General features: G+C 56.9%; 12 protein-coding genes and 2 tRNA genes. 1 reads left to right on the forward strand and 13 read right to left on the reverse strand.

What is annotated here, in order from left to right; translation table 11 throughout:
* Positions 1-159: 159 nt before the first annotated feature.
* The 11 genes from infB to rlmE form a co-directional block, all read right to left on the reverse strand.
* Positions 160-2688, reverse strand: coding sequence for a translation initiation factor IF-2 (gene infB / locus ATI02_RS11015; RefSeq protein ID WP_100846273.1), 2529 nt, complete (start codon positions 2686-2688; stop codon positions 160-162).
* Between the two features lie 27 nt (positions 2689-2715).
* The gene (nusA, locus tag ATI02_RS11020; RefSeq protein WP_095191055.1) at positions 2716-4197 is read right to left on the reverse strand and encodes a transcription termination factor NusA; all 1482 of its coding nucleotides are present in this window, start codon (positions 4195-4197) and stop codon (positions 2716-2718) included.
* A 47-nt stretch (positions 4198-4244) separates the two neighbouring features.
* Positions 4245-4703 (reverse strand): ribosome maturation factor RimP, encoded by a 459-nt coding sequence (gene rimP / locus ATI02_RS11025; protein ID WP_007973115.1) that lies wholly within the window; start codon positions 4701-4703, stop codon positions 4245-4247.
* Positions 4704-4842: 139 nt separating this feature from the next.
* Positions 4843-4919: transfer RNA gene (locus tag ATI02_RS11030), tRNA-Met, on the reverse strand.
* Positions 4920-5016: 97 nt separating this feature from the next.
* Positions 5017-5102, reverse strand: a tRNA-Leu gene (locus tag ATI02_RS11035).
* 22 nt (positions 5103-5124) lie between these two features.
* Complete coding sequence (gene secG, locus ATI02_RS11040; protein ID WP_095191056.1) at positions 5125-5511, reverse strand: preprotein translocase subunit SecG; 387 nt, start codon at positions 5509-5511, stop codon at positions 5125-5127.
* Between the two features lie 4 nt (positions 5512-5515).
* Positions 5516-6271, reverse strand: a complete 756-nt coding sequence (tpiA, locus tag ATI02_RS11045) for a triose-phosphate isomerase (RefSeq protein WP_095191057.1) — start codon at positions 6269-6271, stop codon at positions 5516-5518.
* A gap of 65 nt (positions 6272-6336) precedes the next feature.
* Complete coding sequence (gene glmM / locus ATI02_RS11050) at positions 6337-7674, reverse strand: phosphoglucosamine mutase (RefSeq protein WP_095191058.1); 1338 nt, start codon at positions 7672-7674, stop codon at positions 6337-6339.
* Between the two features lie 16 nt (positions 7675-7690).
* The gene (gene folP / locus ATI02_RS11055; protein WP_100846274.1) at positions 7691-8542 is read right to left on the reverse strand and encodes a dihydropteroate synthase; all 852 of its coding nucleotides are present in this window, start codon (positions 8540-8542) and stop codon (positions 7691-7693) included.
* A gap of 8 nt (positions 8543-8550) precedes the next feature.
* Positions 8551-10458 (reverse strand): ATP-dependent zinc metalloprotease FtsH, encoded by a 1908-nt coding sequence (ftsH, locus tag ATI02_RS11060; protein WP_095191060.1) that lies wholly within the window; start codon positions 10456-10458, stop codon positions 8551-8553.
* Positions 10459-10660: 202 nt separating this feature from the next.
* Complete coding sequence (gene rlmE / locus ATI02_RS11065) at positions 10661-11290, reverse strand: 23S rRNA (uridine(2552)-2'-O)-methyltransferase RlmE (protein ID WP_095191061.1); 630 nt, start codon at positions 11288-11290, stop codon at positions 10661-10663.
* Positions 11291-11391: 101 nt separating this feature from the next.
* Between rlmE and ATI02_RS11070 the strand changes: the two genes are divergently transcribed.
* Positions 11392-11700, forward strand: a complete 309-nt coding sequence (locus ATI02_RS11070; protein ID WP_095191062.1) for a YhbY family RNA-binding protein — start codon at positions 11392-11394, stop codon at positions 11698-11700.
* A gap of 9 nt (positions 11701-11709) precedes the next feature.
* Here the strand turns inward: ATI02_RS11070 and ATI02_RS11075 are convergent, their stop codons facing one another.
* Both ATI02_RS11075 and greA read right to left on the reverse strand, forming a co-directional pair.
* Entirely contained in the window at positions 11710-12114 is a 405-nt protein-coding gene (locus ATI02_RS11075; protein ID WP_100846275.1) for an MFS transporter, read from the reverse strand.
* 28 nt (positions 12115-12142) lie between these two features.
* Positions 12143-12619 carry a transcription elongation factor GreA gene (gene greA, locus ATI02_RS11080; RefSeq protein ID WP_064387939.1) on the reverse strand — a complete coding sequence of 159 codons (477 nt, stop codon included), beginning with the start codon at positions 12617-12619 and terminating at the stop codon, positions 12143-12145.
* Between the last annotated feature and the right edge of the window lies 1 nt (position 12620).

Below are 12620 nucleotides of genomic sequence, written 5' to 3' on the forward strand. Positions count from 1 at the left end.
GATTTGTTACCTGTTACTGCCTCACGGTGAAACCCGCAAGGTCTGAAAGCGGCAAACGCCCGGCCTGACAAAAGCCAGACCGGGCGTTGCGTTTAGAGTCCGGGTGATGCGCCGCACATTACAGTGCGGCCAACCATCACGGCTCCTGAAGTGCGCGAGTTAGAGACTGCGAGCAACCTGAACCTTCTCGAAGACTTCGATCTTGTCACCGACTTTGACGTCGTTGTAGCTCTTCACGCCGATACCGCATTCCATGCCGGCACGTACTTCGGAAGCGTCATCCTTGAAGCGGCGCAGGGATTCCAGCTCGCCTTCGAAGATAACGATGTCTTCACGCAGTACACGGATCGGACGGTTACGGTGCACAACACCTTCGATCACCATGCAGCCTGCGATCGCGCCAAACTTCGGCGAACGGAACACGTCACGGACTTCGGCGATACCCAGGATGTTCTCGCGAACATCGCTGCCGAGCATACCGGTCAGGGCTTTCTTGACGTCTTCGATGATGTCGTAGATCACGTTGTAGTAACGCATATCCAGACCTTCCTGCTCGACGATCTTCCGTGCGCCAGCATCGGCACGCACGTTGAAGCCGAACAGTACAGCGTTGGAAGCCAGTGCCAGGTTGGCGTCGGATTCAGTGATACCACCGACACCGCCACCGACTACGCGCACTTGCACTTCGTCGTTGCCCAGGCCATTCAGAGCGCCCTGCAAAGCTTCCAGCGAACCACGGACGTCGGATTTGAGGACGATGTTGAGCGTCTTCTTCTCTGCCTGCCCCATGTTTTCGAAGATGTTTTCCAGCTTGCCGGCGTGAGCGCGAGCCAGTTTGACTTCGCGGAACTTGCCTTGACGGAACAGAGCCACTTCACGGGCTTTCTTCTCGTCTGCAACTACGCTCATCTCGTCGCCAGCGTCCGGGGTACCGTCCAGGCCGAGGATCTCGACAGGGATGGAAGGACCGGCTTCCTTGATTGGCTTGCCGTTCTCGTCGAGCATGGCGCGAACGCGGCCATAGTTCGAACCGACCAGCACCATGTCGCCTTGGCGCAGGGTACCGTCTTGAACCAGAACGGTTGCAACCGGGCCACGACCTTTGTCGAGACGCGATTCAACCACAACACCACGGCCAGGAGCCGAAGGGGTCGCTTTCAGTTCGAGAACTTCAGCTTGCAGCAGAACCGCTTCGAGCAGTTCGTCCACGCCAGTACCGACTTTCGCCGAAACCGGTACGAACGGCGTATCACCGCCCCACTCTTCCGACGTCACGCCGTGAACCGACAGTTCGCTACGGATGCGATCGAGATCAGCGCCCGGCTTGTCGATCTTGTTGACTGCAACCACCAGTGGAACGCCAGCCGCTACCGCGTGCTGAACAGCTTCAATGGTCTGCGGCATTACGCCGTCATCGGCTGCAACGACCAGAATCACGATGTCGGTCGCCTTGGCACCACGGGCACGCATTGCGGTAAACGCGGCGTGACCCGGGGTGTCGAGGAAGGTGACCATGCCGCGTTCGGTTTCAACGTGGTATGCACCGATGTGCTGGGTGATACCACCGGCTTCGCCAGCAGCTACCTTGGCACGACGGATGTAGTCGAGCAGCGAGGTCTTACCGTGGTCAACGTGGCCCATTACGGTCACGACTGGAGCACGGGAGAACGACTCACCTTCAAACTTCAGGGACTCGGCCAGGGAATCTTCCAGAGCGGTGTCGCTGACCAGGGTCACTTTGTGGCCCAGTTCTTCGGCTACCAGTTGAGCAGTTTCCTGATCAAGCACCTGGTTGATGGTCGCTGGAGTACCCAGTTTGAACATGAACTTGATGATTTCCGCAGCCTTGACCGACATCTGATTGGCGAGATCGCCAACGGTGATGGTCTCGCCGATCTGCACATCACGCACGACAGGGCCGGTTGGGCTCTGGAAACCGTGAGCGTTGCGCTTCTTCAGCTTGGCCTTGCCGCGACCACCACGACGGAAGCCATCGCTTTCTTCGTCGGTAGTGCGTGGCGCGACACGTGGTGCTGGTGCTTTCTCTTTGACCGATGCGCGATGCGGAGCGTTTTTACGCTCGCCATCACCACCGCCACTGCGACGATTGTTGTCGTCGGCACGTGGTTTGTCCGGACGGCGCTGTTCGTTCTGCTTGTTACGAACGTCAGCAGACGGTGCCGGAGCGGCGGCCACCGGTGCGCTTTCGCGTACTGGTTCGGCAGCTGTAGCCGGCGCCGAAACGGCGGCGCTGGTAGCGGTTTGCGCAGCAGCAGGCTGGCGACGCGCTTCTTCTTCGGCGCGTTGCTTGGCTTCTTCTTCAGCCTTCTGACGGGCAGCATTTTCTACTGCGCGACGCTCATCCAGTTCACGTTTGCGCTCGGCTTCGATTTCTTCCGGGCTACGCTGTACGAAAACTTTCTTCTTGCGAACTTCAACGCTGATGCTCTTGCTGCCAGCAACACGCAGGGTGCTGGTGGTTTTACGCTGCAGCGTGATCTTGCGTGGTTCTTCCACTTTCGCCTTGTGGCTGCTCTTCAAGTGAGTCAGCAGGGATTGCTTCTCACTGTCAGTCACATTTTCTTCGGCGGCGGTGTGCGGCAGACCTGCCTCACGCATCTGCTGCAACAGGCGCTCTACCGGTGTTTTGACCTCATCGGCCAGTTGTTTCACCGTGACTTGCGTCATGCACTTCTCTCCTCAGGCCGCGCCTAATTACTCGAACCAATGGGCTCGGGCGGCCATGATCAACTTGCCGGCACGATCATCGTCAATGCCGTCGATGTCGAGCAGGTCGTCAATAGACTGCTCGGCCAGGTCTTCGCGGGTAATTACGCCGCGCACCGCCAGTTCCATCGCCAAATCCTTGTCCATACCCTCAAGCGAGAGCAGGTCTTCGGCCGGATGGGCGTCTGCCAGCTTTTCCTCAGTAGCGATGGCTTTGGTCAACAAACGATCCTTGGCACGAGCGCGAAGCTCGTTGACGGTGTCTTCGTCAAAGCCGTCGATGTTGAGCATTTCTTCCAACGGTACGTAGGCAATCTCTTCCAGGCTGGTGAAGCCTTCATCTACCAGCACCTGTGCCAGGTCTTCGTCGACTTCCAGCTCGTCGATGAAGTTGCGCAGGATGTCGCCGGTTTCTGCTTGCTGCTTAGCCTGGATGTCCGATTCGGTCATCACGTTCAGGGTCCAGCCAGTCAACTGGCTCGCCAGACGCACGTTCTGACCACCACGACCGATGGCCTGAGCCAGATTGTCTGCGCCAACGGCGATATCCATGGCGTGGGCATCTTCGTCAACGATAATTGCCGCAACCTCAGCCGGGGACATGGCGTTGATCACGAACTGAGCCGGGTTGTCGTCCCACAGGACGATATCAACACGCTCGCCGCCCAACTCACCGGACACTGCCTGGACGCGCGAACCGCGCATACCGATGCAAGCGCCCTGCGGGTCGATGCGTTTGTCTTTCGAGCGAACGGCGATCTTGGCGCGCGAACCCGGATCACGGGACGCTGCCATTACTTCGATCAGCCCTTCAGCAATTTCCGGCACTTCGATGCGGAACAACTCGATAAGCATTTCCGGCGCGGTACGCGACAGGATCAGCTGCGGGCCGCGGTTCTCGGTGCGGATTTCCTTGAGCAGCGCACGCAGACGTACGCCGACACGGAAGGTTTCGCGAGAGATGATGTCTTCACGGGCCAGCAACGCTTCAGCGTTGTTGCCCAGATCGACGATCACGTTATCGCGGGTGACTTTTTTCACGGTGCCGGAGATGATTTCCCCCAGGCGCTCGCGATAGGCGTCGACCACTTGAGCGCGCTCGGCTTCACGCACTTTCTGCACAATGACTTGCTTGGCAGTCTGTGCAGCAATGCGGCCGAACTCGATGGATTCGATCTTTTCTTCGACGACGTCGCCAACCTGGGCGCCTGGATGCGTTTCGGCAACCTTGCTCGGCCAGGTTTCGATAGCCGGATCGTCGAGATCATTCTCTTCGACAACCGTCCAGCGACGGAAAGTTTCGTAAGAACCGGTGTGGCGGTTAATTTCCACACGCAGGTCAACTTCGTCTTCAAAACGCTTTTTGGTAGCAGTGGCCAGAGCCAGCTCCAGCGCTTCAAAAATTACGCTTGCCGGTACGCCCTTTTCATTGGATACCGACTCAACAACCAGCAGTACTTCTTTGCTCATCGTACGCCTCGCCTTTCGCAAGCCATTGGATCCGCGGGATCCGCGTCTCAGTCAAAACTGGGAATAATGTTGGCCTTGTCGATCATATCGATCGGCAACAGGAACTCATGGTCTTCTACCTGCACCACGACGTCCTGTTCTTCTACACCGCGCAGAAGGCCCTGAAAGTTGCGTCGACCTTCAAAAGGCGAGCGCAGCTTGATCTTCACTTGTTCACCGGCAAATTTTGCAAACTGCTCAAGAGTGAACAGTGGGCGCTCCATGCCAGGCGAGGAAACTTCGAGGGTGTATTCAACGGAGATCGGATCTTCAACATCCAGTACACCGCTGATCTGACGGCTGACAATGGCGCAATCGTCCACCAGCACACCGCCCTCTTTATCAATATAAACGCGCAACATCGAGTGACGACCTTGAGCCGAGAACTCGATACCCCAGCATTCATAGCCTAGGGCCACGACCACCGGGGCCAGCAAGGCCTGCAACTCTTCTAGCTTGCTCGACACCTGAACCCCCTAGTGCATGATATGTGCATGCTATGCAAAATAAAAAAATGGGCTTAACGCCCATCCTTGAAACGCCGTCGAACAGCGGCGTTGAAAGTGTCCAGCTAACAAAAAGCCCCTTAAAAGGGGCTCCTTAAACTGGTTGCGGGGGCCGGATTTGAACCGACGACCTTCGGGTTATGAGCCCGACGAGCTACCAGACTGCTCCACCCCGCGACAAAGCTGGGGCAGAAGTATACGACCGATCCCTTATAGGGTCAATGTAACCTTCCACCTGCAAGAAAGCCCGCAACAGCGGGCTCTCCTGACTAATTGGTACCGAGAAGGGGACTCGAACCCCTACACCCTATGGGCACAACCACCTCAAGGTTGCGTGTCTACCAATTCCACCACCTCGGCAAAACTACATTTGAAACCCTTCTTACTTCTGCTCTTGAGCTGGAGGTACGTCAGTCGCTGGAGTAGCCGACTTTTGCTCTTGAAGCACCGGGACATCATCAGAAGCCGGTTGTTGTTGCTTAGGTACTTCCAACACTGCTGGATCTGGTAATCCTGCTTGAGTCAGCTCATGAGCCTTCTCTTTAGCAAAGTAACCTAACCCCAAGCTGGTTATGAAGAAACCGGCGGCAAGTATAGCAGTAAACTTACTAAGAAAGGTAGAGGAACCTTGGCTTCCGAACACAGTATTTGAAGCACCTGCTCCGAAAGACGCGCCAGCGTCCGCACCCTTACCCTGCTGCAGCAAAACCAGAGCAACTACGCCCAATGCACCCAGCAGATGAAAAACGACTACGACTGTTTCCAGCATTTTTTCAGTTTCCCGCGGCGCGACAAATCGCACCGAACTCATCTGCATTCAGGGAAGCTCCACCAATGAGCCCCCCATCGATATCCGGCATGCCGAACAGTTCGACCGCATTGGCCGCCTTCACGCTGCCGCCGTATAGAAGCCGCACACCTCGTGCGATTTCAGAATTTTCTGCCGCCAACTGCTCGCGAATGGCTTTATGCACATCCTGCGCCTGCTGCGGCGTTGCAGTCAGCCCGGTGCCAATGGCCCAGACTGGCTCGTAAGCAATGACTGCCTTGGCAAAAGCACCAACACCCAGCTCCTCGATGATGCTGCCCAGCTGACGCCCGACAACCTCAAGAGTTTTACCGGCTTCGCGCTGCTCGAGGGTCTCCCCCACGCACAACACCGGAATCAAGCCACATGCCTGTGCCGCTGCGAACTTGCGATTCAGCACTCCGTCTCGCTCACCCATTATCTGGCGGCGTTCAGAGTGCCCGACAAGCACCAGGGAACAACCTGCATCCACCAACTGACTCGGCGCAATTTCACCGGTCAATGCACCTTGCATGGATTCCACCGCAGAATTCTGCGCACCGACCGAAATCGATTTGCCTTTCAAACCATCAATCACTTGATTGATATGCAAGCAAGGCGGGAATACCGCGACATCAACACCGCTTGGCAAGGCCAGATGACGAAGGCCGTTGATCAGCTCAGCGACGCTGGCGCGGGTACCGTGCATCTTCCAGTTACCAGCTACCATAGGGCGACGCATGCTGTACCTCGTCGGTCAAAGTGGGCGCAGATGTTACCCAACACAATCATGGCTTGCAAGCCGAATCAGGCAGAAACTTCAGTTACCAGTTTTGCCAGTTCTTCAGCATAACCGCGAACCTGCGCTTCGTCCTCGCCTTCGACCATTACACGCACCAGAGGCTCTGTACCGGACTTACGCAAAAGTACGCGTCCACGCCCTGCCATTGCTTGGGTCACGCGCGCGCCGGCTTCCTTGACTGCCGGATGCTCCAGCGGGTTTTCGCCACCACCGAAACGCACATTGATCAGCACCTGAGGGCACTTGCGCAAGGCTTGTCGGGCTTGTGCGAGGCCTTCGTTACGCGCCTTGAGCGCCATCAGCACTTGCAACGCAGCAATGATCGCATCGCCAGTGGTCGTGTGATTGAAGCAAACGATATGCCCTGAGTTCTCACCACCGACCAGCCAATTCCGCTCCAGCAATTCGGCGATCACGTAGCGATCGCCGACATTGGCACGAATAAATGGAATCGAAAGCTCTGCGAGCGCCAACTCCAGACCGAGGTTACTCATCAGGGTGCCAACTACGCCTCCCTGCAATTTTCCACGCTCATGCAGGTCACGGGCAATGATGAATAGCAAATCGTCACCATCAACGATGGCGCCAGTGTGATCGACCATCAGCACCCGATCACCGTCACCATCAAAAGCGATACCCAGATCAGCGTGTTCCGCCAGAACCGCTGCCTGGAGCTGACCCATATGGGTAGAGCCGCAGTTGTCGTTGATATTCAAACCATTAGGCTGGGCCGATAACACGACGACTTGTGCACCCAACTCGCGAAAAACGCTTGGGGCAACCTTATAGGTCGCACCATGGGCACAGTCAATGACGATCTTGAGCCCGGCAAAACTGGCGCCTGTAGGCACACTGCTCTTGCAGAACTCGATGTAACGACCAGAGGCATCGTTGATTCGCGACACCTTGCCGATCTTGCTCGACTCGACCACGGTCATAGGCGTGTCGAGCAGCTCTTCGATCATCAACTCCAGCTCATCCGGCAGCTTGGTACCCTTACCGGAGAAAAACTTGATGCCGTTATCATCATGCGGATTGTGCGAAGCACTGATCACGATGCCTGCCTCAGCCTGAAAAGTGCGCGACAGGTACGCAATGGCCGGCGTCGGCATCGGGCCAAGCAGCATCACATCCGCACCTGCAGACGTCAGCCCAGCCTCAAGCGCCGACTCGAACATGTAGCCGGAAATTCGTGTGTCCTTACCGACCAGCACCTTGCAGGCGCCCATCTTGCGGAACGCCATGCCGGCAGCCCAGCCGAGCTTGAGCATGAAGTCAGGAGTAATAGGATATACACCGACTCGACCACGAATGCCGTCAGTACCAAAGTATTTCTTGCTCATAAGCGCTCCATCTTTCTTATTCGGCTGAATCGACGGCCGCGATCATCCGCACCACATCTACCGTTTCTGCCACATCATGGACGCGCAATATACGCGCCCCCTTGACCGACGCCAATGCAGCCAGTGCCAGCCCACCATGCAGGCGCTCGCCCACTGGACGACTCAACGCATGCCCGATCATGCTCTTGCGTGAAACACCAACCAATAACGGTCGACCCAACGCATGCAGGGCTTCCATATGCTTGAACAAGCTTAGATTGTGCTGCAAGGTTTTGGCGAAGCCGAATCCAGGATCAAGAATGATTCGCTCGGACGGAATACCCGCCAGCGCACATTGAGCCATGCGCTCGGCGAGAAACTCGCCTACCTCCCGAGTGACATCCTGATACTGCGGATCGTCCTGCATATCACCGGGCTCACCGAGCATATGCATGAGGCAGACGGGCAATCCTGTGGCCGCCGCCGCATCCAGGGCGCCGTCTCGTCGCAGCGATCGCACATCGTTGATCAACCCGGCACCCAGTCGCGCTGTTTCGCGCATCACGGCGGGAGTTGAGGTATCGACCGAGATGATCACGTCGAGCTCGCGATTGATCAGCTCCACAATAGGCGCCACGCGCTCCAGCTCTTCCAGCGGTGATACCGCGCGAGCGCCAGGGCGAGTGGATTCGCCACCAACATCAATCAGCGTCGCGCCAGCCGCAACCATGCCTTCAGCATGGCGCAAGGCCGCGTCGATCTGAGCGTATCGGCCGCCATCGGAGAAGGAATCGGGAGTGACATTAAGAATACCCATGACATGCGTCCGGGCCAAATCAAGAACCCGGTTGCCGCAAGGCAACCGGGTCAGGGACTGTACAGAAGTCATTTCAAACCTTAAACGTCAGCAGCCGGACCGCCAATTGGTGTTTCCGGACGCTCATCCTGAACAACCGGAGGCGGCGGCGTACCGGTGCCACCCGACCAGTCGCGAGGCTCACGCGGGGTACGGCCAGCCATGATGTCGTCGATCTGTTCAGCATCGATTGTTTCGTACTTCATCAGAGCATCAGCCATGGCATCGAGCTTGTCACGGTTGTCCGTGAGGATCTGCTTGGCAGTGCCGTAGCACTGATCAATGATGCTGCGTACTTCGGAGTCGATCAGTTTGGCAGTCTCACCGGAGAAGCTAGCAGCCTGACCACCACCGCCGCGACCGAGGAATACTTCACCCTCTTCTTCGGCATACATCAGTGGACCGAGTTTTTCCGACAGACCCCATTTGGTCACCATGTTCCGCGCGATCTGGCTGGCACGCATGATGTCGTTGGAAGCACCAGTGGTCACACCGTCAAAACCAAGGGTCATTTCTTCAGCAATACGGCCGCCGTACAGCGAGCAGATCTGGCTGATCAGCGCACGCTTGGACAGGCTGTAACGATCTTCTTCCGGCAGGAACATGGTCACACCCAGCGCACGACCGCGCGGAATGATCGAGACCTTGTAAACCGGATCATGCTCAGGCACGACGCGGCCAACAATAGCGTGGCCAGCTTCGTGGTAAGCGGTGTTCTGCTTCTCTTTCTCGGACATGACCATCGATTTGCGCTCGGCGCCCATCATGATCTTGTCCTTGGCCAGTTCGAACTCTTTCATCTCGACAATACGCTTGCCCGCACGAGCCGCAAACAGCGACGCCTCGTTGACCAGGTTGGCCAGATCAGCACCAGAGAAACCCGGAGTACCGCGAGCGATGACGGCCGGAGCAACGTCGTCACCCATTGGCACTTTACGCATGTGAACCTTGAGAATCTGTTCACGACCACGGATGTCCGGCAGGCCGACCACGACCTGACGGTCGAAACGGCCCGGACGCAGCAGCGCAGGGTCAAGTACGTCAGGACGGTTGGTCGCGGCAATCACGATGATGCCGTCATTCATTTCGAAGCCATCCATCTCAACCAGCAACTGGTTAAGAGTCTGCTCACGCTCGTCGTGACCACCCCCCATGCCGGCGCCACGGTGACGACCGACGGCATCGATTTCGTCGATGAAGATGATGCACGGCGCGTGCTTCTTGGCCTGCTCGAACATGTCACGAACACGGCTAGCGCCGACGCCCACGAACATCTCGACAAAATCGGAACCGGAAATAGTGAAGAACGGCACCTTGGCTTCGCCGGCAATCGCCTTGGCCAGCAAGGTTTTACCGGTACCCGGAGGACCGACCATCAGCACACCGCGAGGAATCCGGCCGCCCAGACGCTGGAACTTGCCCGGATCACGGAGGAACTCGACCAGTTCGCCAACTTCTTCCTTGGCTTCATCGCAACCGGCAACGTCAGCCAGAGTGGTTTTCACCTGATCTTCAGAAAGCAGACGCGCCTTGCTCTTGCCGAAGCTCATCGGCCCGCCCTTGCCACCGGCACCGCCCTGCATCTGGCGCATGAAGAACATGAACACCGCGATGATCACCAGGATCGGGAAGCTGGCCACCAGGAGCTGGGTCCAGATGCTTTGCTGCTCAGGCTGCTTGCCTTCGACCACAACGTGGTTGTCGACCAGGTCGCCGATCAGGCCATTGTCCTGAATCGCCGGACGAATGGTCTTGAAGCTATCGCCGTCATTGCGCTTGCCGGTAATCACATAGCCATCAACCGCTACGCGCTCGACCTTGCCATCCTTGACCTGCTGGATGAAGTCGGAATAGTTGAGGGTCTGCGGCTCGTTAGGGCTGGAGAAGTTGTTCATCACCGTCACCAGGACAGCCGCGATGATCAACCACAGGATCAGATTCTTTGCCATATCGTTCAATTAACTACCCTCTGAAGCAAGCTCCGCTACTGGCGCGCGCTTCGCATGATATTCACCGGCCTAACTTACTACATTACCTACAACTCTGGCAGGCGCCGTCTGTAACCCTTTGTGAAACACTTTCTACACAATATTCGCTTATGCACGCGAGGCGAAATACGAAAAACCTATCACCCCGCACAAAAACCTCGTTTTATTCACTGCGACCGCGGTAGCCCCAAGCCAGCATGTATTGCTCGCGGGAACTGCCACGGGAAGAATCCGGCTTGATCATCTGGATCTTGTCGAATTTCTTGCGAGCGTCCTTCAGGTAAACATCAAACCCTTCGCCCTGAAAAATCTTGATCACGAAATTACCACCCGGCTTGAGGATCCGCTCCGCCAAATCAAGCGCCAGCTCGCAAAGAAACATGGCTTTGGGCATGTCCACTTCGGGTGTACCACTCATATTGGGGGCCATATCGGAAATCACAAGGTCCACCTGCGAATTACCTACGGCCTCTAGGATCCGAGTAAGCACTTCGTCTTCGGTGAAGTCACCCTGGATGAAAGTCACGTCGGGAATGCTGTCCATTTCCAGGATGTCCGAGGCGATCAGACGGCCCTGACCACCGATCAGGCGGCTAGTGACCTGCGACCAGCCGCCGGGGGCTGCACCCAGGTCGACAACGCTCATACCCGGACGGATCAGCTTATATTTTTCCTGGATTTCCAGAAGCTTGTAACTCGCACGCGAGCGGTAGCCATCCTTCTGCGCCTGCTTCACATAGGGATCGTTGACATGTCTTTTCAGCCAACCAAGGCTTGTCTTGGAACGCGCCATTGGGCACCTCGTTGATTAGGGTCGTGATTAATTGGGCGGATCCACGAACCCTCGGGTAAAATGGCCGCCATTTTACAGAATCCAGACGAAAGGGTCAGATTATGCCGCTCACTCCAGAGCAGAAGAAACAGTACAAATCCATTGGCCACCACCTGAAACCAGTTCTGACTGTGGCTGATAACGGTTTGACTGAAGGTGTGTTAGCCGAACTTGAACGCGCGTTGGCGGATCACGAGCTGATCAAAATCAAGCTCAACATCCTCGATCGCGAGTCGCGCCTGGCGCACATTGCAGAGCTGTGCAAGGTTGGCAAGGCGGATCTGGTACAGGTCATCGGCAAGATGGCACTGGTTTACCGCAGGAACTTCAGCGCCAACAAGCAGCTGTCGAACGTTCATCGCTTCAAGTGATGACAAGGGTCAAGGGTGTGCTTCGCGCACCCTGCCACTCCATCCCGGCACCGGCTGCATCACCAGCATCAGCCCGGAAAACCCCAGCACCAGATAGCTGAACACCTGCCAGCGCTGCGCATCCGGCCAGCCGACACGCACTGCGACATACATCGCACACGCGTACAACGCCATCAACAGCACCTGCCCGCGAAAATCCCGCCATAGACTGACAAGGCCTTCGGCCTGTACCAGCACCAAAGCCTGAAATATCACGCAGGCGGCGGAAAACCCAACCACCAGCACTTCAAATGCACTGGCGACCTCATCAATCAGCAGCGGCGCCAAGCCAATCTTGCTCAACGCCGACTGCAAACCGAGATGAATCAACCATAGACCGCCGACCCACAACATCTGGGTCAACTGCCAAAGCATGGCGCCCGCATGCAGCGGGCGCCGGGTTTCAGATGTGACGGACTTCGACAATCTCGTACTCGATAACGCCACCCGGCGTTTTCACGGCAACCACGTCGCCTTCTTCCTTGCCGATCAAGGCACGGGCCAAGGGCGAGCCGACCGAAATCTTGCCGAGTTTGAAGTCAGCCTCATCCTCACCCACGATGTGATAAGTGACGCTTTCGTCTGTCTCGACGTTGGCGATTTCGACGGTGGTACCGAAAATCACTTTGCCGGTGTGAGGAATGGTCGTAACGTCGATGATGACCTGGTTCTGAATCCGGCCCTCGATGTCACGAATCCGCGCCTCGACCATGCCCTGCTGTTCGCGGGCGGCATGGTATTCAGCGTTTTCCTTCAAATCACCCAACTCGCGGGCCGTTCCGATGTCCTGGCTAAGCTTCGGACGAACGACCTTGGTCAGGTGAGTGTGTTCCTCTTCCAGGGCGCGAGCGCCCTGAACAGTCATTGGGTACTTGGTTATG

Origin of the sequence: Pseudomonas baetica, assembly GCF_002813455.1 — a bacterium.
GTDB classification, from domain to species: domain Bacteria; phylum Pseudomonadota; class Gammaproteobacteria; order Pseudomonadales; family Pseudomonadaceae; genus Aquipseudomonas; species Aquipseudomonas baetica.

Coding starts and splice junctions, on each gene's coding strand:
- infB (WP_100846273.1), bottom strand. CDS start 2,688: ATGACGCAAGTCACGGTGAAACAACTGGCCGATGAGGTCAAAACACCG.
- nusA (WP_095191055.1), bottom strand. CDS start 4,197: ATGAGCAAAGAAGTACTGCTGGTTGTTGAGTCGGTATCCAATGAAAAG.
- secG (WP_095191056.1), bottom strand. CDS start 5,511: ATGCTGGAAACAGTCGTAGTCGTTTTTCATCTGCTGGGTGCATTGGGC.
- tpiA (WP_095191057.1), bottom strand. CDS start 6,271: ATGCGTCGCCCTATGGTAGCTGGTAACTGGAAGATGCACGGTACCCGC.
- glmM (WP_095191058.1), bottom strand. CDS start 7,674: ATGAGCAAGAAATACTTTGGTACTGACGGCATTCGTGGTCGAGTCGGT.
- folP (WP_100846274.1), bottom strand. CDS start 8,542: ATGACTTCTGTACAGTCCCTGACCCGGTTGCCTTGCGGCAACCGGGTT.
- ftsH (WP_095191060.1), bottom strand. CDS start 10,458: ATGGCAAAGAATCTGATCCTGTGGTTGATCATCGCGGCTGTCCTGGTG.
- rlmE (WP_095191061.1), bottom strand. CDS start 11,290: ATGGCGCGTTCCAAGACAAGCCTTGGTTGGCTGAAAAGACATGTCAAC.
- ATI02_RS11070 (WP_095191062.1), top strand. CDS start 11,392: ATGCCGCTCACTCCAGAGCAGAAGAAACAGTACAAATCCATTGGCCAC.
- ATI02_RS11075 (WP_100846275.1), bottom strand. CDS start 12,114: ATGCTTTGGCAGTTGACCCAGATGTTGTGGGTCGGCGGTCTATGGTTG.